The following is a 22,010-nucleotide window of genomic DNA, read 5'->3' on the forward strand; positions in this document are numbered from 1 at the left end:
TCGATGCGGAGCGGTTACGTGCAGTCGTGTCTGCCCGTCCCAGCCTAGCTGCCGGGGCCCGTTCTGTCATGGACCTTCTGCGAGGGGGGATTCTGGCGCCTACGGGATCAAGAGGCACTTTAAGAGTTGTCCGTAGAAGGTTGATTATTCGTCAAGAATATCTGTATTCAAAGCCCGTTCTACCTCCACCAGACAGGTATGCGCAATCGGCCCCTGCGCCAATGACGACGTCCCCTTGTCTAGCGTCAGCACATTCGGGTTGCCGTTGCTGCAATGGCCTGCGTCGTCGTCGGGCCTGTACCACGCGCCAGTGCTGACCTGAATGACGCCGGGCCGGACCCCGTCACTGACCACCGCTGCACACAGACAGGCCCCACGGGCGTTGTGCAGGCGGACAGGGTCGCCATCGCTGATCCCCCGCGCGGCGGCGTCCTGTGCGTTCATATGGGCCGGTTCCAGCCCGTTCACCCGCTCGGATTGCGCATAGGGGCCGTGATCCAGCTGGCTGTGCAGTTTGTTCTTGGGCTGGTTCGACACCAGATGCAGCTGACCTTCCTCCGCAGCGCCCAGCCATTCCACCGGCTCCATCCATGTGGGATGGCCGGGGCAATCGGCATATCCGAACCCGGCAATGGTTTCCGAATAGATCTCGATCCGGCCGCTGGGCGTGGTGAGCGGGTTGGCGACCGGGTCCTTGCGGAACCCTTCCAGCATGACCCGGTGGGTGTCCGTGACCGGCAGCTTGTGCCAGCCCTGCGCGCGGAAAGTGTCATAGGCGGGCAGGGGGTGGTTGGTCTGCGCGGTCTCCGTGCGAGCCCCATCATAGAGCCAGCGCAGCCAATCGTCTTCGGTCCGGCCTTCTGAAAACGCCTCTTCCAGCCCCAGATGCCGGGCGATGCCGCGGAAGATGTCATAATCGTTGCGGGCTTGACCCGCAGGGGGCACGGCAGGCTCCATGGAGATCATATAGGGATCGCGCGGCGTCATCGTGACATCGCGGCGTTCCAATGGCGTGGTACAGGGCAGCACGATATCCGCATGGCGCGCCAGCGCATTCCAGCACCATTCGTTGACGATCACTGTATCGGGTCTGGTCCAGGCTTGGCGCAGCCGGTTGAGATCCTGATGGTGATGAAACGGATTGCCCCCTGCCCACCAGATCAGCCGGGTGTCTGGGTAGTGGCGGGTCTTGCCGTTGTATTCAAAGGCGCCACCGGGGTTTTCCAGCATCTCCGTGATGCGGGCGACGGGGATGAAGGTCTCTACCGGGTTCCGGCCTTGCGGCACGGAGGGGAAGTCAGGGCGTTCCCGCTCAAGCCCCACCGTGTTCACCGCGCAATAGCCAAAGCCGATGCCGCCACCGGGCAGGCCGATCTGCCCCAGCATTGCAGCCAGCACCGTGCCCAGCCAGAAGGGCTGCTCCCCATGGTCCTGCCGTGTGAGCGACCAGGAAACGGAGATCATTGTGCGCCCCTTCGCCATGCGCCTGGCAAGGGTGCGGATGTCATCCGCTGGCAGATCGCAGATCGCGGCGGCCCAATCGGCGGTCTTGGGGGTGCCATCCGCATCACCGCGCAGGTAGCTTGCGAAACTGTCGAAACCGGTTGTGTGGGACGCGATGAAATCGCTGTCCGTCAGCCCTTCGTCCAGCAGCGTATGGGCAAGCGCGATCATCAACGCCGCATCCGTGGAGGGGCGCGGCGCGAGCCATTGGGCTTCAAGCACATCAATTGCATCAGATTTCAGCGGAGAGATACTGACGAACTCAACCCCCGCCGCCTTGGCCGCGCGCAAAGCCGGTCCTGCGCGATGCGCGCCCACGCCACCCTGACCGATCTGCGCGTTCTTGATCGGAAGCCCGCCAAACGCCACCATCAGGTCGCAATGATCAATGACCGACTGCCATGTGTTCGCGCCTGTCAGGAAACTGCCCGCGCCCAGCACATGGGGCAGAATGACCTCACCCGCCGCCAGGCTGTAGGAATTGACCGACCTGGTGAACCCGCCATTCAGGTTCAGGAACCGTTTCAGTTGCCCCTGCGCATGATGAAACCGCCCCGCACTGGCCCAGCCATAGGACCCGCCAAAGATGCTCTCGTTGCCATGCGCTTCGCGCACCCGCGTCAGCTCTGCCGCGACCAGTTCTTCGGCCTTGTCCCAGCTGACCTCGACAAAGGGATCGTGGCCCCGTGTGGCACCCGTGCCCGTTGGTCCGTTCTCCAACCAGCTTTTGCGCACATGTGGGGCGGTGATCCGGTTGCTGTCTTTCAGGACGCCGACGTATCCCTCACCGATGCGCGACGGGTCGGGGTCTTCTTCAAACGGGTGCAGGGCCACAACGTCATCTGCCTCCGTCTCAACACGGTACGTGCCCCAGTGAAAGCTGGTCAGGGGCAGGCTTTTGAGATCAGTCATGGTGTCTTCATCCGTTCGGACATGGCGTGGCGCAGCCGTTGGCTGCATCTTGAGAAAGTCACATCCTTAACGCAAGGACAAGCACCGATCGCCCAAAACAAAACCGCCCCCATGTTTCCATGAGGGCGGTTTCAAACTTGGCGCAGGGTCAGATCAGGCCAGATCGAACCGGTCTGCGTTCATCACCTTGGTCCAGGCGGCAACGAAGTCGGACATGAACTTGTCGCCCGCATCCGCGCTGCCATAAACCTCTGCCACAGCCCGCAGTTGCGAGTTGGAGCCGAAGATCAGATCACAGCGGGTGCCGGTGCGCACCACGTCTCCTGTGGAGCGATCCTTGCCTTCAAACACCTGCTTGCTGTCATCCGTCGCGACCCATGTGCAGGTCATGTCGAGGATGTTGGTGAAGAAGTCATTGCTCAGCGTGCCGGGACGGTCGGTGAAGACACCGTGGTTGGCCCCGCCATAGTTGGCACCCAACACCCGCAGGCCACCCACCAGCACGGTCATCTCAGGTGCCGTCAGGGTCAGCAGTTGCGCGCGGTCCACCAGCATCTTCTCTGTCGGGACAGAGAATTCGGTGCGCAGGTAGTTGCGGAAACCATCCGCCTGCGGCTCAAGCGGCTCAAAGCTCTCGACGTCGGTCTGCTCCTGGCTGGCGTCCATCCGGCCCGGTGTGAAGGGCACGGTGATCTTGTGATCCGCCGCCGCTTCAATCGCCGCTCCGCCACCCAGCACGATCAGATCAGCGAGGGAGACTTTCTTGCCACCGGAGGCAGAGGCGTTGAACGCGGATTGCACGCCTTCAAGTGCTGCAAGCACCTTGGCCAGCTTCGCAGGCTCGTTGACTTCCCAATCCTTCTGCGGCGCCAGACGGATGCGCGCGCCATTGGCACCGCCCCGTTTGTCCGAGCCCCGGAAGGTAGAGGCAGAGGCCCATGCAACAGACACCAGATCAGCCGTGGACAGACCGGTATCGAGGATCTGCTTTTTCAGCGCCGCGATGTCGGCATCATCCACCAGCGGGTGATCCACAGCCGGGATCGGGTCCTGCCAGATCAGATCTTCGGCAGGGACTTCCTTGCCCAGATAGCGCGCCTTGGGTCCCATGTCGCGGTGGGTCAGCTTGAACCACGCACGGGCATAGGCATCCGCAAAGAGCGCCGGATCAGCCGCATAACGCTCTGAAATCTTGCGGTATTCCGGATCCACTTTCATTGCCATATCGGCGGTGGTCATCATCGGCGCATGTGTGCGGCTGGGGTCATGGGCATCCGGCACGGCATCGGCCATCGCGTCGCCCTTTGGCTTCCACTGTTGCGCGCCAGCGGGGCTCTTGGTCAGTTCCCATTCGTTGCCCAGCAGCGTCTCGAAATAGGACATGTCCCATGTCGTGGGCGTCGGTGTCCATGCGCCTTCGATGCCGGAGGTGGTGGTGTGCACACCCACACCGCTTTCAAACGCGTTTTTCCAGCCCAGCCCCATCTCTTCGATGCCAGCGCCTTCAGGCTCCGCCCCGACCAACGCCGGATCGCCCGCGCCATGGGCCTTGCCAAAGGTGTGACCACCTGCGGTCAGCGCCACGGTTTCCTCATCATTCATCGCCATCCGCGCAAAGGTCTCGCGAATATCATGGGCAGAGGCTTGCGGATCGGGGTTCCCGTCCGGGCCTTCAGGGTTCACATAGATCAGACCCATCTGCACCGCAGCGAGGGGGTTTTCCAACGCCCGTTCGCCGGAATAGCGGCTGCCCGGTTTGTCAGAAGTGGCGAGCCATTCGGTTTCGGTGCCCCAGTAGACGTCTTCTTCGGGCTCCCAGATATCGGCACGCCCGCCCGCGAAACCGAAGGTTTTGAAGCCCATCGTTTCCATCGCGACGTTGCCGGTCAGCACAAACAGGTCTGCCCAGGACAGGGCCGCACCGTACTTCTGCTTGATCGGCCAGAGCAGGCGACGCGCCTTGTCGAGGTTGCCGTTGTCGGGCCAGGAATTCAGCGGCGCAAACCGCTGGGAGCCGGAGCCCGCACCACCACGGCCGTCCGCCGTGCGGTAGGTGCCTGCCGCATGCCATGCCATGCGCACGAACATCGGACCATAGTGGCCGTAATCCGCAGGCCACCAGTCCTGACTGTCGGTCATCAGCGCCGCCAGATCGGCTTTCACCGCATCCAGATCAAGGCTCTTGAACGCCTCGGCATAGTCGAAGTCACCTTCCATCGGATCGCAGACCGCGGCATTCTGGTGCAGGATCTTGAGGTTCAGCTGGTTGGGCCACCAGTCTTTGTTGGACCGCACGTTGAATGTGGTGTTCTTCGCGCTGGTGTGCATGACGGGGCAACCGCCGCCGTTTTCATAATCATTGCCGTCCATGATCTGCTCCTGGGTTGGGGGAATTTAGAATCGTTATAACGAGCGTAGATCATAAGTTGTAGTTGAATGTTCTGATGACTGCGATAGTCTGAGGTTATGACGAACTTCACCCTGAAACAGCTCAGATATTTCGAAGCGCTGGCCGAACAGCAGCATTTTGGCCGCGCGGCGGAGGTCTGCGCGATCTCCCAGCCCGCCTTGTCCGTGCAGATCAAGGAGTTGGAACAGCAAACCGGCAAGGCCCTGTTTGAACGCGGCGCGCGGCAGGTGCGCCTCACCGCTTTTGGAGAGGATTTTGCAAGCCGCGTGCGCATCCTGCTGCGGCAGGCCGATGATCTGGGTGCCTTTGCTGCGGCCTCGCGGGAGCGGCTTGCAGGGCGGTTCCGGCTGGGCGTGATCCCCACGGTGGCGCCTTATCTGCTGCCCGGACTGGTGCCGCAGCTGTCCGCGCATTTTCCCGATATTGAGTTGCGTCTGCGCGAAAGCCAGACGGCAAGACTGGTGGAGGAGTTGTTGCAGGGCCGCCTGGATGCCGCCCTTGTGGCGTTGCCGGTTGAGGAGACGTCACTCACCGAAACACCGCTTTTTGCGGAGGATTTTGTGTTGGTGCGGCCCCGTGCGGAGGGCGCGCACCCGGTGCCGCATATCACCGAACTGCGCAACATGCTGCTGCTGGAAGAAGGGCATTGCCTGCGCGATCAGGCCCTGTCGTTCTGCAACCGCCCCGCGGGCTTTGCACGTGATGATCTGGACGGCAGTTCGCTGTCGACGCTGGTGCAGATGGTGGGCGCGGGGTTGGGCGTGACCGTGTTGCCGGAAATGGCGGTCCCGCTAGAGACGCGCATGGCCGATGTGACCTGTTCGGCGTTTCGCGGCTCCGTGCCGGGGCGCACCATCGGCATGGTCTGGCGCCGCACCAACCCGATGACCCAGGAACTGCTGCAAGTGGCGCAGGTCGTGCGCGAGGCCGCGCGCACGACCTGCAACGGGGCGCGTGTGCTGCACAGTCGATCTGGCGAAACTCTCTAAAACTCAAAGCAAAGGGCAGGGGGGGCACGAGGGAATGTGCAGGGTGCTGTTAATCAGCCCGTAAGACCTGTGATCGTAAGGTGCAGAGCCCGCGCTTGTGGGTGCCATACTTTCCCGCAAGAGGAATTGCTGATGACTTCGCCCGCTACGGACACCTCCCGCGTTCGCCCCCTGCAAAGCCTGTTCTTCAAATGCACCTTCATGGTTGCGCTTTGCACCATTGTCGTGGTCGCGACGATCGTGACCCGCAATGCCTACGGCATGAACCAGATCCTGCATGAAAAGATGGCCAACCGGGTCGGCGTCGTGACCGGGCTGATCAGTGACAACATCGGCGGGGAAGTGCGGTTTGCCAATGTCCCTGCGCTGGAAGCAGCAATGGGGCAGTTCATCGAAACCGCCGGCGAGGATGTGCTGGGGGTCCTGATCACGGATGCCTCCGGCAAGACGATCTACCAGACCGCCTCGCCCGCGTTGGAGGGGACGCGCGCCCAGCAAATGCAGGCGCTTGGGCAACAGGCGCTGGAATCGGGCGGCGGTCGGTCCTCGGCTGATGGGCTGCAACACGCGGAACCGGTCCTGTTCGGGAAGGATGGGACGGCGGTTGGCAGTGTCGTGACGGCTTGGACTTTCGAGCATCAGCAGGCAACCCTGGCCGAAAAACAGAAACGCACGCTGCTGCTTGCGCTTGGGGTCTTGCTTGCCGCACTTGTGGTGGCCGGTTTTTCACTGCGCCACCGAATGTCCAGGCCGCTGGTGCAGCTTGGTCAGGCCATGAACAAGATTGCGACGGGGGACTACGCGGTTGAGGTGCCCCATACCAAGCGCCGCGATGAAATTGGTCAGATCGCCGGGCGTCTGGACGGATTCCGCCTTGCCCTGTCCGATGCCGCAGATGCGCAGCACGAAACGATGTTCAAGGGGGCGGCGTTTGATGGCTCCACCGCCCCGCTGATGGTCGCGGACGAAAACCTGACCGTGACCTTCTGCAACCCGGCCTGCACGTCGCTGCTTGAAACCTTCGGCGCTGACCTGACGGAGATCTGGCCGGGCATCAGCCAGACCGCCCTGATTGGTGCAAAGCTGTCCGACGTGGCACCGCTGAAAGCCGCCTTCGACGGTGGAGGGCAGGGGCCAGCCATCAAACCGGCCGAAGTGCTGACATCGATTGGCAACCGCAAGGTGCGCATCCGGCTGAACCCTTCGGTGGCCAGCGACGGCACGGTCTTTGGCTGCGTCGTGGAATGGTCCGACCGCACCCGGTCAGAGCGGAACGCGGCCCTGCTGAATGCGATCAACGCAAAGCAGGTGAGGATTGAGTTTGACCAAGCCGGCAATGTGAGCATGTGTAACGACAACTTCCTTGAGGCGATCAAAGGCACTTTTGAAGACACACGTGTGTGTACGCTGTCAAAAATCTTTGCGGGCAATCTGGACAATGACCCCGATGGCAAGCTGTTCGCCCGCAAGCTGTTTGAAAAAGCGATACCGCCGGGACGGTTCGGCGCCTACAGCACCCATGCAGACAAACACTTTGTCTTTGAGGGCAGCTTCTCGACCATCGATGATGAAAATGGCAGGCCCGAACAGATCATCTTTCTGGGCACCGATGTCACCGATCAGGACGCCGCCATGCAGGCCGCGGAAAAGGCCCGCGCGCGCGCCGTAACCGAACAGGGTCGGATCGTCTCGCTCCTGGGCGCCGCGTTGCGTGATTTTGCCGATGGCGACCTCGATTCCGAAATCTCCGAAAGCGTGCCGGGGGACTACGAAGCCCTGCGCGCTGATTTCAATGGGGCGGTCGCCGCGTTGCGTCAGGCCATCGGCGGCGTGATGCACAACGCCGATTCCATCCGCAATGAAACCAGCGAAATCGCCACCGCGGCGGATGATCTGTCCCGGCGCACCGAAAAGCAGGCAGCAACGCTTGAAGAAACCGCCGCGGCGCTGGATGAATTGACCGTCTCGGTGAAATCCGCAGCCGAAGGGGCGGATGACGCAGCCAAAATGTCGGCAGAGGCGCAAAAGAACGCCGAACAGGGCGGCAAAGTTGCCCGCCAGACGGTGGAGGCGATGGATGGGATCAAAAACTCCTCACAGGAAATCTCAAAGATCACCAGCGTGATCGACGACATCGCCTTCCAGACCAATCTGCTGGCCTTGAACGCAGGCGTCGAAGCCGCGCGCGCGGGCGAAGCGGGCCGTGGCTTTGCGGTGGTCGCAACAGAGGTGCGCGCGCTGGCACAACGCTCCTCCGACGCTGCGCGGGAGATCAATACACTGATCAGCTCAAGTGGCGATCAGGTGAAACAGGGGGTCGATCTGGTGGACCGCACCGGCAAGGCGCTGGACGCGATTGTCTCCTCCGTCTCGGACATCTCTGACCGGATCGCGACCATTGCCACCTCCGCCCGCGAACAATCCAGCGGGCTGGCAGAGATCAACACAGCTGTGAACGAACTCGACCACGTCACCCAGCAGAACGCCGCCATGTTCGAAGAAACAACAGCCGCCAGCCACGCGCTGACGTCAGAGGCGGATGCGCTGGCCAATGCGGTCTCCCGGTTCCGCATGAAGGGGCAGGAGGTGGCACCGGCGCGGTCAGCGGAAAAATCACCGCCGCCCTCCAGCCGACAGGTGAGCGCGCCACCTCCCGCAGCCCAGCCCGCTGCTGCGACGCAGGGCAATGCCGCGCTTGATATGAGCGCTGATCTGGATGCCGACGGCTGGGAGGAATTCTAGGTCCGCGCGCCCAAAGCACGCGCTGCAAACCGGCCTCTTGAACACAGGGATGGTACCGTAAAAAGCGATGCGACAGGCCTCCGGCCTTTCAAAGAGCCTTCTCGTCGCGGGTGCCCGCAAACCGCGTCGCCCAATCCTCGCGCTGTTCATCGGTGATCTTGGCAAACAGCACCTCCGGCACCTCAAAGGCGTGACCGGGGGCAAGCTGCGCCAGGGCGGCAGGCACGTCGTCCGGCCATCCGGCATCCTCAACGCCCATGGCCGCCAGCATCGCAGCCCCTGCATCCGGCACAAAGGGGGATGACAGCCGCGCGTAAAGCGGGATCAGGTTCAACGCCAGCCGCACCTGTGCGGCGGCCTTGTCGGGGTCGGTCTTGAAGGTGGTCCAGGGCGCTTCGGCTTGCAGATATTCATTGCCCGCCGCCCAGATCGCCCGAAGCTCCTGCGCGGCCTTGCGCACTTCAATGGCATCCATCGCCGCGCCATACCGCCCCACGCGGGCCGTCAGATCCGCAATCAGCGCCTCTTCGGGCGCTCCATATGCCCCGGCCTCCGGCACCGCTTCACCGAACTTGGACCGGCAGAACTTGGTGATACGGCTGACAAAATTGCCCAGCACGTCCGCCAGATCCTTGTTGATCGAGGACTGGAAATTCTCCCAGGTGAACTCCGCATCCGAATTCTCCGGCGCGTGAGACAGCAGCCACCAGCGCCAGTAATCGCTCGGCAGGATCTCAAGCGCCTGATCCATGAACACACCCCGCCCGCGCGAGGTGGAGAATTGCCCGCCGTCATAATTGAGGAAATTGAACGACTTGATGTAATCCACCAGCTTCCAAGGCTCACCCGATCCCATGATCGTGGCGGGAAAGCTGAGCGTGTGGAAGGGCACGTTGTCCTTGCCCATGAACTGGGTATAGCGCACATCATCCGCGCCTTTATCGGTGCGCCACCAGCGCTCCCAGACACTGTCTTTATGTGCGCCCGGTTCGGGCGCGGGGCCCTTGCCCGCATCGACCCATTCCTGCGCGCAGGCGATGTATTCAATCGGCGCATCGAACCAGACGTAGAAGACCTTGCCCTCCATCCCCGGCCAATCCGCATTGCCACGTTTGACGGGCACGCCCCATTTCAGGTCCCGCGTGATGCCCCGGTCCTGCAATCCGTCGCCGTCGTGCAGCCATTTCTTGGCAATCGACGTGGTCAGCACGGGCCAGTCGGTCTTGGATGAAATCCACGCGTCCAGCTGATCCTTCATCGCGCTCTGGCGCAGCATCAGGTGCTTGGTGGGCCGCATCTCAAGGTCTGTGGCGCCTGATACGGTGGAGCGCGGGTTGATCAGGTCTTCGGGGTCCAACTGCTTGGTGCAATTGTCACATTGATCGCCCCGCGCGTCCTCGAACCCGCAGTTGGGGCAGGTGCCTTCGACATAGCGGTCTGGCAGGAAACGGCCGTCGGTCTCGGAATAGATCTGGCGCTGTTCAACCTCGTCGATCAGCCCCTGATCGGCCAGCACCCCGGCGAAATGCTGCGTCAGCTTCTGGTTCTGCGGTCCCGAGGAGCGACCGAAGTGATCAAACGACAGCCGAAAGCCGCGTGCGATCTCCGCCTGAATGTCGTGCAGTTCGGCGCAATACGCCGCCACCGGCTTGCCTGCCTTGGCTGCGGCCAGTTCGGCGGGCGTGCCGTGTTCGTCCGTCGCACACAGAAACAGCACCTCATGCCCCCGCGTGCGCAGATAACGTGCATAGAGGTCCGCAGGCAGCTGGCTGCCCACAAGGTTGCCCAGATGCTTGATCCCGTTGATATAGGGAATGGCGGAAGTGATCAGATGGCGGGCCATGAGGTGTCCTTTAGCGCGTTCAGGCTTCCATAACCGCCTTGCGCGCCCGGATCAATCAGCGCGGCGCGTCTGATGGCGGATCCGCCCGGCGCGCGCCCGCGTCGCGGTCCTTGCGCAACAGCCTGCCGATCAGGAACGAGGTGCGCGGCGCATAGACATAAGCCGTGCGTTCCTGCGCCGCGGGCCGCGCGCGCATCCGGATCAGGCCAAAGACAACCAGCACCCCATGTCCGACGGAGATCATCGCGAAAAGCGCAGGTGGTCCGAAATTCTCGATCAGGACCGATGCGGCATAGGGGGCAAAGATCGCGCCGACGGCAAACCAGAACATCAACGCGGCAGACAGCTCCACCCGTTCTTCGGAACTGGCAAAGTCATGGGCGTGGGCGGCGGCGACCGAATAGATCGGAAAGGTCGTAAGCCCGAACAAGCCGGCCGTCAGATAGACCCCCGTGGTGCCAAGGCCTGTGGCAAAGATCGTGACCGCGCAACTGCCCATGGCCGCTACCGACAGCCAGATCAGCACCCAGCGGCGGTCGTATTTGTCCGCCAGCCAGCCCACCGGGAACTGCGCCACCGCGCCGCCAATGACGAAGGCCGACAGGAACCACGCGATCTGCGCCGCCGTGAGCCCCACCTCCTGCCCGTAGATCGGCCCGACCATCCGGAACGAGGCGCTGGACAGTGCGGCCACCACAACCCCGGCTGCTGCCAGAGGAGAGCGGTCAATCGCCAGCCGGGGCCGCAGGCGGGGCTGGCTGGGGGTGTCGGGCTGTTGCACCGTGCTCAGCACCACGGGCAGCAGGGCGGCACAGCACAGGATCGCCAGCAGATTGTAGGAAACGTAGGAGGCCGGGGCGAGGACCCCGACTAGCATCTGCGCACCCAGCGATCCGGTCATGTCCACAACCCGGTACACCCCCATCGCGCGGCCCCGCGTGTCATTGGTGACCTTGGCCTGCAACCAGGCTTCGATCACTGTATAGCAGCCCGCGACACACAGGCCCGAGGCCATACGCATCACCGTCCAGGCATAGGCGTCCAGCACCAGCATATGGGCCAAAAGACCAATCGCCCCGGTGGCCGTGAAAGCCGCAAAGGCGCGGCTGTGGCCCACCGATCCCATCAGGCGCGGGGCCCACCAGCAGCCAATAAAGAAGCCCAGAAAATGCGCTGAGCCCAAGAGACCAATCTCTTGGCGCGAAAAGCCCAGTGCGGTGCCCGACAGCACATCCAGCGGCCCCACACCGCCCGAGGACAGCTGCAACAACAGCACCGACAGGAACAGGGCGGCAAAGGAAATGAGCATGCGCATGGGATCCTCTTAGGCGCATTTTCAGATGCCGCCCCTCGAATTCCCGACCCGCCGCGTCGTTTTTCAGCGGCTTGGAGGAATTGTTCAGCTTTTTGTGGCACGCCCTCGGGGATGATGCGCCCTTGCAGCCCGTACTCAGCGGGGTAGGGTGCGCAAGAGGGCGAACAGAAGGACCACGCAATGAAGCGCAAGAAACTTGGCAGCAGCGATATTGAAGTGACCGATCTGTGCCTCGGCTCCATGACCTGGGGCACGCAGAACACCGTGGACGAAGGGCACGAACAGATTGACCGGGCGCTGGATGCCGGGATCAACTTCATCGACACCGCTGAGATGTATCCGGTCAACCCGGTCAGTGCCGAAACCACCGGCCGGACGGAGCGGATCATCGGGCTGTGGTTTGAACGCGACATGCGCCGGGACGACGTGGTGCTGGCCACCAAACACTCCGGCGCGGGCGTGGCCCATGTGCGCGAAGGGGCGCCGATCTCCTCCGAGACGATCAGGGAGACGGTGGAGGGATCGCTGCGGCGGCTGAAGACGGATTACATCGACCTTTATCAGTTCCACTGGCCCAACCGGGGCAGCTACATGTTCCGGAAGAACTGGACCTATGATCCTTCCGGCCAGAACAGGGCAGAGACGATTGCCAATATGGAAGACTGCATGGGCGCGCTTCAGGACGAGATCAAGCGCGGCACCATCCGCGCCTTCGGGCTGAGCAATGAAAGCGCCTGGGGCATGGCGCAATGGGCCGCCGTGGCAGAGCGCGTGGGCGGGCCACGGCCCATCTCGGTGCAGAATGAATACTCCTTGTTGTGCCGGATGGCGGACACCGATGTGGCCGAAGCCTGCATCAACGAAGAAATTGATATGTTTGCCTTTTCCCCGCTCGCCGCAGGTCTGTTGACGGGCAAGTACCAGCGCGGCCGGGTGCCTGAAGGGTCGCGCATGTCGCTGGTGCCGGAGCTGGGCGGGCGCAAGGGACCGCGCGCGTTCAAGGCGGTTGAGGCCTATCTGGCGCTGGCGCAGGCCCATGATCTGGAGCCGGTGCATATGGCGCTGGCATGGTGCCGCCAGCGGCCGTTCATGGGCTCGGTGATCTTTGGCGCGACGACGATGGATCAGCTGGAACTGGCGCTGGGTGCTGCCGACGTGACCTTGAGCGATGAAGTGATGAGCGCGCTGGACGACATCCACCGCAAGCACCCGATGCCCTATTGAGATGAGGCAGCGGCGGGCATCGGAAACTTTGAAAGTTTCCGTCCGTTTTCTTTGAAAGAAAACGATTTTTTGACGCAGATCAATGCGCTCTGGGGGGGCGGGCGGTATGCTCTGGCGGAAAGGTCGGGGGACATGCCAGCCACAACCAAATCCGCATTGATTGACGTGACTGTGAAGGAACTTGCCAAGCTGGAAAAGCTGCTGGGCGAGGTCGACCCGGCGCAGGCGATGATCAAGGATGCCGACGACACCTCCATCAAGGATGTGGTGGCGCACCGGGCCCATTGGATCGCGCTGTTTCTGGGGTGGTACGCGGACGGGCAGGCGGGCAAAGAGGTGCATTTCCCCGCACCGGGCTACAAATGGAATGACCTCAAACGCTACAACGCCGACCTGCGCGCCCGGCAGAGCGATCTGGACTGGCCTGCGGCTGTCGCCCTGTTGCACCGCAATGCCAAGGCCTTGCTGAGCTTCATGCAGGAACGCTCAGACGCGGCGCTCTATGGCGGGCCGATGCAGGGGGCCAGGAACACCTGGACACCGGGCCGCTGGGCGGAGGCGGCGGGCCCGAGCCATTATCGCTCTGCCACGAAATACCTGCGGCAGCGGTTGAAAGCGATGTAGTGTTGCTGCGTCGGTGGCGTCATTTTTCCGCTCCAAAAGCGTCGTTTTCAGCATGGTCTTCGCCTGCACCTTGGCCCATGGTCAGCCGCAACAGGCTTGCCAGAGGAGACCCCGCACATGCCCCTTACCATGAACAAAGAGGTGTTCATCACCTGCGCCGTCACCGGCTCCGGCAGCACCCAGGACCGCAGCCCGCATGTGCCGCGTTCGCCCCGGCAAATTGCCGAAAGCGCGATTGCGGCGGCCAAGGCCGGCGCGGCAGTGGTGCATTGCCACGTGCGTGATCCGGAGACCGGGCACCCTAGCCGCGACAGGTTACTCTATCGTGAAGTCACCGACCGCATCCGTGACAGTGGCACCGATGTGGTGCTGAACCTGACGGCCGGGATGGGCGGGGACATTGTCTTTGGCGACGTGGAAGCGCCGTTCCCCACACGCGAAGGCACGGACATGGTGGGGGCCACGGAGCGGGTCGCGCATATCGCCGATTGCCTGCCGGAGATCTGCACGCTGGATTGCGGCACGATGAACTTCGCCGAGGCCGATTACGTGATGACCAACACCCCCGGCATGTTGACGGCCATGGGCCGGATGATGACCGATCTGGGCGTGAAGCCGGAGATTGAGGCTTTTGACACGGGCCATTTATGGTATGCAAAACAACTGGTTGCCGATGGTGTGCTGGACAGCCCCGCTTTGGTGCAGCTCTGCATGGGGGTGCCCTGGGGCGCGCCGGATGATCTCAACACCTTCATGGCGATGGTGAACAATGTGCCGGATGACTGGACGTTCTCGGCCTTCGGGCTGGGGCGCAATCAGATGGCCTATGTGGCCGCTTCGGTACTGGCCGGGGGCAACGTAAGGGTGGGGCTGGAGGACAACCTGTGGCTCGACAAGGGCGTGCTGGCGGAGAACTGGCAACTGGTCGAACGGGCGGGCGCCATCATTGAGAATATGGGGGCGAAAGTCATTGGGCCAAAAGAAGTCCGCGCAACACTTGGGCTGACCAAACAGGCGGCGAAGTGAGGGCAATGGGGCCGTTCCGGGCGGGTCGCGGGCTGTGCACAACCTGTACACAACCTGTACACCGCCGCAGTGCAGCATGGGCTTTTCTGGGGCTTTTGGGGCTGGCGGGATGTGCTGCTGTCGCCCCGCCCGCATCTGATGCGCTGCGCGATGAGGGCGCGGTTTTGGCGGGGACAACGCGGTTTGACGCGGCGCGCTTTGCCGGAGACTGGCAGACGGTCGCCTGCATCGGGACCTGCGCAGAGGCGGCGCAATACAGCGTGGCAACAGATGATGCCTATGTCCGGGTCGCGGGCGGTGATTCTACAGGGTTTGATATCACGGCCCCCGGCGTGTTGCACGCGCGGGGCGGCGGGCAGACCTTGGTGGTGATGTGGGTTGACGACGGGTTCCGCACGGCGGCGGTGGGCGATGCGGCGGGCACGTGGGCGGCGGTCATCGACCGGGCGCGGCCCGGCGGGGCGGACCGGGTGAAAGCGGCCAGGGAAATTTTGGATTTCAACGGCTGGGATGTCAGCCAGATACAGAGAGTTGAGGGATGAGCAAGACAGCAGCAATCATAGGCGGCGGCGTGATTGGCGGCGGTTGGGCGGCAAGGTTCCTGCTCAATGGTTGGGACGTGCGGGTCTATGATCCGGACCCGGAAGCCGAGCGCAAGATTGGGGAAGTGCTGGGCAATGCGCGCCGGTCCCTGCCGGGGCTGACGGATGTGGCGTTGCCCGGCGAGGGGGCGTTGTCCTTTCACGGGAGCATTGCCGAGGCGGTGCAGGGTGCTGCATGGATACAGGAGAGCGTGCCGGAAAGGCTGGAGATCAAACACGCGACCTTTGCGGAGGTGCAGGCGGCATGCGCGCCGGATGCGGTGATTGGGTCGTCGACCTCGGGGTTCAAACCGTCAGAGTTGCAGCAGGGCGCGGCACGGCCCGGTCAGATCATGGTCGCCCATCCGTTCAACCCGGTCTATCTGCTGCCGCTGATTGAACTGGTGCCGGGGGATGTGGGGGATGCGGCGCTCATTGAGCGCGCCAAGGCGACGCTCGCTTCGCTGGGGATGCACGCGCTGCATTTGAAGAAGGAAATTGACGCCCATGTGGCGGACAGGTTCCTTGAAGCCGTCTGGCGCGAGGCGCTGTGGCTGGTCAAGGACGGCATCGCCACGACGGAGGAGATTGACGACGCGATCCGCTATGGCTTTGGCATCCGCTGGGCGCAGATGGGCCTGTTTGAGACCTACCGCGTGGCGGGGGGCGAGGCGGGCATGAAGCATTTCATGGCGCAGTTTGGTCCTGCGTTGAAATGGCCCTGGACCAAGCTGATGGATGTGCCGGAGTTCACCGACGAATTGGTCGATCTGATCGCGGGGCAGTCGGATGCCCAATCCGGGCACCATTCGATCCGGGAATTGGAGCGCATCCGCGACAACAATCTGGTGGCGATGATGCGCAGCTTAAAGGCGCAGAACTGGGGTGCGGGGGCACTGATCGCGGCGCAGGAGGCCGCGTTGAAACAGGGCGGGCCGATGGGCGCGGTGGCGGCGGATGTGCCAGCGGACCGGCCGGTGGTGACGGCGCAGCGCGTGGTGCCGCTGGATTGGACCGATTACAACGGCCATATGACCGAGAGCCGCTATCTGCACGCCTTTGCCGATGCGACGGATCGGTTCATGGAGATGATCGGCTGTGATGCGGAATATATCTCCTCGGGGGGGAGTTATTTCACGGCGGAGACCCATATCCGGCATCTGGATGAGGTGCATGCGGGGGCACAGATCGAGATCACCACGCAGGTCATTCTGGGGGCGGGCAAGAAAATGCACCTCTGGCATGAGATGCGCGAAGGGGATCGGTTGCTGGCCACGGGGGAGCATTTCCTCCTGCATGTGAGTCTGGAGACCCGCAAGCCCAGCGTGCCGGGACCGGCGGTGGAAGCGGCGCTGGTGCGGATTGCGGAAGGTCATGCGGCGTTGCCCAAACCCGAAGGCGCGGGGGCGGCGATCCGGCAGCCGGGATGAGCGGGCGGGTTTTGATCACCGCAGGGGCGTCCGGCATCGGGCGCGCCATGGCAGAGGGGTTTGCCGCTGAGGGGTATGACATCTGGGTGACGGATGTGGATGCTGCGGCTTTGGCGGGCTGTCCCGAAGGGTGGCAGTGTCGTGAGGTCAATGCCACCGACGAGGCGGCGATGGCAGCGCTATGCGCCGAGATGGGGCGCCTGGACGTGCTCTGTGCCAATGCGGGCATCGCAGGGCCGACGGCGCTGGTGGAGGATGTGGCGCTGGCCGATTGGCGCGCCTGTGTGAGTGTGAACCTTGAGGGTGCGTTTCTGGCCGCGAAACACGCCGCACCGCTGATGAAAGCGGCCGGGGCGGGGTCGATCGTGCTGACATCCTCAACGGCGGGCCTCTACGGCTATCCCAACCGCGCGCCCTATGCGGCGGCGAAATGGGCGATCATCGGGTTGATGAAGACATTGGCGATGGAGTTGGGGCCGTTTGGCGTGCGCGCCAATGCGATCTGTCCCGGCGCGGTCGAAGGGCCGCGCATGGAGGGCGTGCTGGCGCGGGAAGCGGCGGCCAAAGGCATGACGCGCGATCAGGTCTATGACGGCTATGCGGCGGGCACCTCCCTGCGGTCCTTTGTCGAGGCGCGGGACATTGCGGAGATGGCGGTGTTTCTGGGATCTGACCGCGCGCGGATGGTGTCGGGGCAGGTGATTGCGGTGGATGGGCATACGGAGAACCCTGATCCGAAGGTATGAGTCTGTGGTGGGCTGAGGCGGGAGCTTCGGGTTCACCCATCCGAAAGACCTTTCGGACCAGACCCACCGTCGCCTGATCCCTTGCGTGCCAGAGCCCACCCCGCGCATCCAGAGAAATAGTCCGTATCCCCCAAGGGGGCCCCTCGGCGATTTCGCTGGACACGCGGGGCGTCCTCGGGCCAGCAGGGCACAGGCGACGGTGGCTCCGATCCGAAAGGCAGTGCGGGAGGATGATGGTGGGACTTTGGATACCGATAACGCTGGCGGCGGCGGCGTTTCAGACCGTGCGGTTCATGTTGCAGAAGGTGATGGCGGCGCAGACGCTCTCGGCGGCGGGGGCGACGTTTTCGCGGTTTCTTTATTCGCTGCCGTTCATCTGGGTCTTGCTGGCGGGATATGTCGGGCTGCGCGGGACGGGACTGCCGGAGATCGGGCCGGGGTTCTGGACCTTCGGGGTGATCGGGGCCACGGCGCAGATCTGCGCGACTGTTTGTGTGGTGCTGCTGTTCAAGGAGCGCAACTTTGCCGTTGGCATCACTTTCAAGAAGACCGAAGTGATCCAGACGGCGTTGGTGGGTTGGATCGTGCTGGGCGAAGGGGTGACGCCGCTGGGTTTGCTGGCGATTGCCCTGGGCGGTGTCGCACTGCTCCTGTTGTCGGGCGGCAAGGAGACGGGCGGGATCAAGCTGCGCCATCTGGGCAACCGGGCGGCGGGGCTTGGGATCGCTTCGGGTGTGTTGTTTGCCTTTTCTGCTGTCAGCTACCGCGCGGCATCGCTGGCGGTGCTGAGCGATGATCCGTTGATGCGCGCCAGTGTGACGCTGGCGGCGGTGGTGGCGATGCAGACGGTGATCATGGTGGTCTGGCTGAGCCTGCGCGAGCCGGGCCAGATTGCCGCCGTCTGGGGCGCGCGAAAGGTGGCATTGTGGATCGGGTTGACGTCGATGGGCGGATCGCTGTGTTGGTTCATTGCGTTTACCTTGCAGAACGCGGCTTATGTCAAGGCGCTGGGGCAGGTGGAGCTGATCCTGAGCATCGCTGCCAGCATGTTGTTTTTCAAAGAGAAGATAAGCGGTCGGGAATGGATCGGGATGGCGGTCCTGATGGCGTCCATCCTGATGCTGGTGATGGTGATCTGAGCGCTTTGCCGTGTGGTGGGGGACGATTTCCTTGAAAGAAATCGGTCGGAATGTTTGAAACATTCCGATGGGTGTCGCGGGCGGTGGTCAGTCTTCCATCGGGCGGCCATGCAGGCGCATGAAGAGGCTTTCCTCATCATTGTTGCGGAAGTAGGGGACGGAAGTAGGCGGGGTCAGATCCTGCGCGCGCGCCTGGACCTCGGCCAGCACCACCTGGGTGATGAAGGGCATGTCGAAAGTGCGGATCTCCGACAGCGGGATCCATTGCAGATGCGACAGCTCATCACTGGCGGCATCGAAATCATCGGGGTCCGTGGTCAGCGCATCGGCGTCCACCAGAAAGAACCGCGCGTCAAACCGCCGGGGGCGGCCCGGAGGGGTCAGCGCGCGGAACACAAATTGCAGGGCATCGGCGGCGGGCAGGTGGCCGGTGGCGGCGAATGTGGTCCAGTCGGGCGGCGGCGGGCTGTGCCATGTGCCGGGCGCGCCGAGGATCTGGCCGGTTTCCTCCCATAACTCCCGAATGGCGGCGACGGTGATGGCGTGGGCAAGGGTGGCATCCGCTTCCTCCGACAGGCGCTGGGCGCAGATGTCGGGCACAGGCGTGGCCAGCGGGACAGCCGCATCGCCCGCATCGACCGCGCCGCCGGGGAAGACGAACTTGTTGGGCATGAACGCGGCCTGCGCGCCGCGCTGTCCCATCAGGATACGCGGCGCGGTAAAGCGGTCGCGCAGGACGATCACGGTGGCCGCATTGCGGATCTGGGTCTTGTCGATTTCAGCCAAATTGCGGTCTTTCGGTTGCCGCGCGTCAGCTGGACCGGCCAAACCCGCCCATCTCCCGCGCCCATTGGAAGCCGATCATCGCCCCCTTCAGTCGTGGCAGAAGGTAGAGCGACAGGCCGACGCAGCCAACCGTAAAAATGGTGAACAGCGTCAGCGGCTCTGGGCGCCATGTGACAAAGACCAGATGCAGCAGTGGCGCCATCAGGTGGCCCACGATCAGAATGGTCAGATAGGCAGGCCCGTCATCGGCCCGGTGGTGGTGAAATTCCTGACGGCAGACCGTGCAGTCGTGGTTCACCTTCAGGTAGCCTTTCAGCAAGGGGCCTGATCCGCAACTGGGGCATTTGCCACGCCAGCCGCGCAGCATCGCAGGCCAGCGGGGCCGTTCGGCGGCATCGCTGTGCTCAAGGGTGGCAGTGTCTGCTTGGGTGGCGCGCTGGTTCATCATGGGTCCTTCCGCTGGTCCCATATGGGCGATCCGGCGCTTTTATGGAAGGGGCGGCGGGCCAGTTGCGGCGCGATGTCGCAAAAAATGGCCTGCGGGCGAAAAAAACTGCGACGGAAAGCAGCAACTGCACCGTTTGAAGGATATGGCGGCCCGGAAAGGGGCGCTCATCTGAACTGAAAACGGAGAGTACAAGATGAAACGCAAGGCAATCGTACAGGTGATGGCGCTGAGTGGGCTGATCGCTGCTGGTGCTGTCGCGGCAGAGGCGCGCGGCAAGGACCCTGCGGCACTGTTTGAGGCAATGGATACGGACAAGAACGGATCGGTCACGGTCGAGGAGTTGCAGGCCCATGCGGCCGCGCGCTTTGCGGATGCGGATGCGGATGGCGACGGCTTCCTGACGCCGGATGAGATGCGCAGCGCCCGCGCCGCACGGCACGGCAAGAACGGCACAGACCGGGCGGCCAAGATGCTGGAACGGCATGACACTGATGGCAACGGCATGCTCGACAAGGCGGAGCTGGAAGCGGCGGGCGACAAGCGCAAGGACCGGCGCGGCGCGCGGATGATGAAGCGGCTGGATACCAACGCGGACGGCAAGCTTGATCTGGCAGAGATCACCGCCCGGCGCGATCCGGCGGACATGCTGGCGCGGCTGGATGCAGACGGCGACGGCGCATTGAGCGCGGAAGAGTTTGCCAAGGCGCGTCATGGAAAGCGGCGCGGCGAGTAACGCTGTGGGTCGGGCCCGCTTGTCTTGCGGGCCCGATCCCGACAAAGGTAGCTTGATGGACGCGCGCCTTTCAGATCAGGCGGATCGGGATGCAGATGCCGATTTGCTCAGCCGCTACGCCGCCGGAGATGCCGCCGCGGCACGGCTGCTGGCGGCGCGTCTGACGCCCCGGCTTTATGCCTATGCCGTGCGCGTTCTGGCGGATGAGGCCGCAGCGCAGGACGTGGTGCAGGAGGCGATGCTGCGGGTCTGGAAGATCGCGCCGGACTGGCGCGCCGGTGAGGCGCAGGTCAGCACATGGGCCTACCGGGTGGTGGCGAACCTGTGCACGGATCTGCTGCGCAAGCAGCGGACGGTTGCGCTGGATGCGGTGGCCGAGCCGATTGATCCCGCGCCCACGGCCGAAGGGCGGATGCAGGATGCCGCACGGCTGGACGCTTTGCAGGCCGCCCTGTCCACATTGCCGGACCGGCAGCGGCAGGCGGTTGTGTTGCGCCACATTGAGGGGCTGTCCAACACCGAGATAGGTGGCATTCTGGGGGTGGGCGTTGAAGCGGTGGAGAGTTTGACGGCACGTGGGAAACGGGGGTTGACCACGGCATTGAGCGGCCAGCGGGCTGCATTGGGGTTTGAGGATGATGGATAAAGATAAGGCAGATCAATCGCTTGATGCGCTTTTTGACGCGGCGCGGGCTGCACCCCCGAAAGTGCCGGATGCGCTGATGGCGGCGGTTGTGGCGGATGCGGCGGCACAGATGCCCGCACCGCGCGGGGGTGGGTCCTTGGTGCAGCGCGCCCTTGCGGCACTGGGCGGCCTGCCGGCGCTTGGCGGCATGGTCACGGCCACCTGCGTGGGGTTCTGGCTGGGGCTGGCCCCGCCAGAGGGCCTGCCGGATGTGGGCGAAGCGATCTGGGCTTTGGGCACGGAAAACACAACGGAACTGGCCATGGTGGATGTCTATGACGGCGGCTGGATTTCCGGGATTGAGGAAGGATTTGAGGATGAGTGAAACGGTTGGAGCAAAGCCCCCCTCCCGGCGCTGGCGCTGGCTGCTGGGGGTGTCACTGGCGCTGAACCTCATGTTCATCGGTCTGGTGGCCGGGGCCGTCCTGCGCGGTGGCGGGCCGCATGGCGGTGGCAAACACGCCGCAGAGCTGCGCGGCTTTGGCGCGCCTTACTTGCGCGAACTGCCCCGTGCCGAACGCCGCGCCCTGTTCCGGGCCTTGCGCACAGGCGGCCATCTGCCCGACCGTGCGGCCCGTCGTGCAGCCTATGACACCATGGTGACGGCCCTGCGCACGCAACCCTTCGAGCCGACGCAGGCCGAAACAATCCTGCGCCAATACGCAGGCGCCCTGGGCCGCGCGCAAGAGGCTGCGCAGGCCGAATGGCTGCGCCAGGTCAGCCAGATGAGCGAAGCAGACCGCGCCGCCTATGCCGACCGGCTGGAAGAGCGCATGCAGCGCAGGCCGCGCAAGGACCGCTGAAGCAGGCCGCGCCGGGGCGCTTGCCCCGCCTTGTCCCGCAGGGTATGCCGCCACGGGTGGCGACATGGGGA

The 22,010-nt window shown here is 63.6% G+C and carries 18 protein-coding genes and 1 pseudogene; 13 read left to right on the forward strand and 6 right to left on the reverse strand.

The genetic code is table 11. The features are described from left to right. Positions 1-144: 144 nt before the first annotated feature. Both Q1A91_RS05005 and katG read right to left on the reverse strand, forming a co-directional pair. Positions 145-2,415 carry a molybdopterin-dependent oxidoreductase gene (locus Q1A91_RS05005; protein ID WP_299873811.1) on the reverse strand — a complete coding sequence of 757 codons (2,271 nt, stop codon included), beginning with the start codon at positions 2,413-2,415 and terminating at the stop codon, positions 145-147. A gap of 153 nt (positions 2,416-2,568) precedes the next feature. Further along, positions 2,569-4,785 (reverse strand): catalase/peroxidase HPI, encoded by a 2,217-nt coding sequence (katG, locus tag Q1A91_RS05010; protein ID WP_299873814.1) that lies wholly within the window; start codon positions 4,783-4,785, stop codon positions 2,569-2,571. A gap of 96 nt (positions 4,786-4,881) precedes the next feature. Here katG and Q1A91_RS05015 point away from each other — a divergent pair, with 96 nt between their 5' ends. Then, complete coding sequence (locus tag Q1A91_RS05015) at positions 4,882-5,814, forward strand: hydrogen peroxide-inducible genes activator (RefSeq protein WP_299873817.1); 933 nt, start codon at positions 4,882-4,884, stop codon at positions 5,812-5,814. Positions 5,815-5,946: 132 nt separating this feature from the next. Continuing rightward, entirely contained in the window at positions 5,947-8,556 is a 2,610-nt protein-coding gene (locus Q1A91_RS05020) for a methyl-accepting chemotaxis protein (protein WP_299873820.1), read from the forward strand. 88 nt (positions 8,557-8,644) lie between these two features. Here the strand turns inward: Q1A91_RS05020 and metG are convergent. Together metG and Q1A91_RS05030 are read right to left on the reverse strand one after the other, a co-directional pair. After that, positions 8,645-10,417, reverse strand: a pseudogene (gene metG / locus Q1A91_RS05025) (methionine--tRNA ligase); the annotation flags it as partial. Positions 10,418-10,454: 37 nt separating this feature from the next. Then, a complete protein-coding gene (locus tag Q1A91_RS05030) occupies positions 10,455-11,714 on the reverse strand; it encodes an MFS transporter (RefSeq protein ID WP_299873826.1) in 1,260 nt (419 codons plus the stop codon). Positions 11,715-11,894: 180 nt separating this feature from the next. Here Q1A91_RS05030 and Q1A91_RS05035 point away from each other — a divergent pair, with 180 nt between their 5' ends. From Q1A91_RS05035 to Q1A91_RS05065, 7 genes are all read left to right on the forward strand, one after another. Further along, positions 11,895-12,938 carry an aldo/keto reductase gene (locus Q1A91_RS05035; RefSeq protein WP_299873829.1) on the forward strand — a complete coding sequence of 348 codons (1,044 nt, stop codon included), beginning with the start codon at positions 11,895-11,897 and terminating at the stop codon, positions 12,936-12,938. Between the two features lie 132 nt (positions 12,939-13,070). Beyond that, on the forward strand, positions 13,071-13,562 hold the full coding sequence (locus tag Q1A91_RS05040; protein WP_299873832.1) for a ClbS/DfsB family four-helix bundle protein: 492 nt from the start codon (positions 13,071-13,073) through the stop codon (positions 13,560-13,562). Between the two features lie 117 nt (positions 13,563-13,679). After that, on the forward strand, positions 13,680-14,588 hold the full coding sequence (locus Q1A91_RS05045; RefSeq protein WP_299873837.1) for a 3-keto-5-aminohexanoate cleavage protein: 909 nt from the start codon (positions 13,680-13,682) through the stop codon (positions 14,586-14,588). Between the two features lie 5 nt (positions 14,589-14,593). After that, positions 14,594-15,130, forward strand: a complete 537-nt coding sequence (locus tag Q1A91_RS05050) for a lipocalin (protein ID WP_299873840.1) — start codon at positions 14,594-14,596, stop codon at positions 15,128-15,130. Further along, positions 15,127-16,599: a carnitine 3-dehydrogenase gene (locus Q1A91_RS05055; protein WP_299873843.1), complete on the forward strand. Its 1,473-nt coding sequence runs from the start codon at positions 15,127-15,129 to the stop codon at positions 16,597-16,599. The genes Q1A91_RS05050 and Q1A91_RS05055 overlap by 4 nt, the downstream gene beginning before the upstream one ends. Next, the gene (locus Q1A91_RS05060; protein WP_299873846.1) at positions 16,596-17,345 is read left to right on the forward strand and encodes an SDR family oxidoreductase; all 750 of its coding nucleotides are present in this window, start codon (positions 16,596-16,598) and stop codon (positions 17,343-17,345) included. Before Q1A91_RS05055 ends, Q1A91_RS05060 begins: the two co-directional genes overlap by 4 nt. A gap of 236 nt (positions 17,346-17,581) precedes the next feature. Beyond that, positions 17,582-18,484, forward strand: a complete 903-nt coding sequence (locus Q1A91_RS05065; protein ID WP_299873849.1) for a DMT family transporter — start codon at positions 17,582-17,584, stop codon at positions 18,482-18,484. 87 nt (positions 18,485-18,571) lie between these two features. Here the strand turns inward: Q1A91_RS05065 and Q1A91_RS05070 are convergent, their stop codons facing one another. Next, on the reverse strand, positions 18,572-19,270 hold the full coding sequence (locus Q1A91_RS05070; protein WP_299873851.1) for an NUDIX hydrolase: 699 nt from the start codon (positions 19,268-19,270) through the stop codon (positions 18,572-18,574). A gap of 25 nt (positions 19,271-19,295) precedes the next feature. Beyond that, positions 19,296-19,715 (reverse strand): DUF983 domain-containing protein, encoded by a 420-nt coding sequence (locus Q1A91_RS05075; RefSeq protein WP_299873854.1) that lies wholly within the window; start codon positions 19,713-19,715, stop codon positions 19,296-19,298. A 196-nt stretch (positions 19,716-19,911) separates the two neighbouring features. Here Q1A91_RS05075 and Q1A91_RS05080 point away from each other — a divergent pair, with 196 nt between their 5' ends. From Q1A91_RS05080 to Q1A91_RS05095, 4 genes are read left to right on the forward strand one after another with little or no spacing between them, the layout of a single operon-like run. Continuing rightward, the gene (locus tag Q1A91_RS05080) at positions 19,912-20,451 is read left to right on the forward strand and encodes a calcium sensor EFh (protein ID WP_299873857.1); all 540 of its coding nucleotides are present in this window, start codon (positions 19,912-19,914) and stop codon (positions 20,449-20,451) included. Positions 20,452-20,506: 55 nt separating this feature from the next. After that, positions 20,507-21,097 carry an RNA polymerase sigma factor gene (locus tag Q1A91_RS05085; protein WP_299873860.1) on the forward strand — a complete coding sequence of 197 codons (591 nt, stop codon included), beginning with the start codon at positions 20,507-20,509 and terminating at the stop codon, positions 21,095-21,097. Then, on the forward strand, positions 21,087-21,461 hold the full coding sequence (locus Q1A91_RS05090; RefSeq protein WP_299873862.1) for a hypothetical protein: 375 nt from the start codon (positions 21,087-21,089) through the stop codon (positions 21,459-21,461). The genes Q1A91_RS05085 and Q1A91_RS05090 overlap by 11 nt, the downstream gene beginning before the upstream one ends. Beyond that, positions 21,454-21,939, forward strand: coding sequence for a periplasmic heavy metal sensor (locus tag Q1A91_RS05095; RefSeq protein ID WP_299873866.1), 486 nt, complete (start codon positions 21,454-21,456; stop codon positions 21,937-21,939). The genes Q1A91_RS05090 and Q1A91_RS05095 overlap by 8 nt, the downstream gene beginning before the upstream one ends. Positions 21,940-22,010: the final 71 nt, after the last annotated feature.

Origin of the sequence: uncultured Sulfitobacter sp. (genome assembly GCF_947500075.1) — a bacterium.
Classification (GTDB): Bacteria; Pseudomonadota; Alphaproteobacteria; order Rhodobacterales; family Rhodobacteraceae; genus Sulfitobacter.

Coding starts and splice junctions, on each gene's coding strand:
- Q1A91_RS05085 (WP_299873860.1), top strand. CDS start 20,507: ATGGACGCGCGCCTTTCAGATCAGGCGGATCGGGATGCAGATGCCGAT.
- Q1A91_RS05095 (WP_299873866.1), top strand. CDS start 21,454: ATGAGTGAAACGGTTGGAGCAAAGCCCCCCTCCCGGCGCTGGCGCTGG.
- Q1A91_RS05005 (WP_299873811.1), bottom strand. CDS start 2,415: ATGACTGATCTCAAAAGCCTGCCCCTGACCAGCTTTCACTGGGGCACG.
- Q1A91_RS05090 (WP_299873862.1), top strand. CDS start 21,087: ATGATGGATAAAGATAAGGCAGATCAATCGCTTGATGCGCTTTTTGAC.
- Q1A91_RS05060 (WP_299873846.1), top strand. CDS start 16,596: ATGAGCGGGCGGGTTTTGATCACCGCAGGGGCGTCCGGCATCGGGCGC.
- Q1A91_RS05045 (WP_299873837.1), top strand. CDS start 13,680: ATGCCCCTTACCATGAACAAAGAGGTGTTCATCACCTGCGCCGTCACC.
- Q1A91_RS05030 (WP_299873826.1), bottom strand. CDS start 11,714: ATGCGCATGCTCATTTCCTTTGCCGCCCTGTTCCTGTCGGTGCTGTTG.
- Q1A91_RS05050 (WP_299873840.1), top strand. CDS start 14,594: ATGGGGCCGTTCCGGGCGGGTCGCGGGCTGTGCACAACCTGTACACAA.
- Q1A91_RS05035 (WP_299873829.1), top strand. CDS start 11,895: ATGAAGCGCAAGAAACTTGGCAGCAGCGATATTGAAGTGACCGATCTG.
- Q1A91_RS05040 (WP_299873832.1), top strand. CDS start 13,071: ATGCCAGCCACAACCAAATCCGCATTGATTGACGTGACTGTGAAGGAA.
- Q1A91_RS05055 (WP_299873843.1), top strand. CDS start 15,127: ATGAGCAAGACAGCAGCAATCATAGGCGGCGGCGTGATTGGCGGCGGT.
- katG (WP_299873814.1), bottom strand. CDS start 4,785: ATGGACGGCAATGATTATGAAAACGGCGGCGGTTGCCCCGTCATGCAC.
- Q1A91_RS05075 (WP_299873854.1), bottom strand. CDS start 19,715: ATGAACCAGCGCGCCACCCAAGCAGACACTGCCACCCTTGAGCACAGC.
- Q1A91_RS05080 (WP_299873857.1), top strand. CDS start 19,912: ATGAAACGCAAGGCAATCGTACAGGTGATGGCGCTGAGTGGGCTGATC.
- Q1A91_RS05015 (WP_299873817.1), top strand. CDS start 4,882: ATGACGAACTTCACCCTGAAACAGCTCAGATATTTCGAAGCGCTGGCC.
- Q1A91_RS05020 (WP_299873820.1), top strand. CDS start 5,947: ATGACTTCGCCCGCTACGGACACCTCCCGCGTTCGCCCCCTGCAAAGC.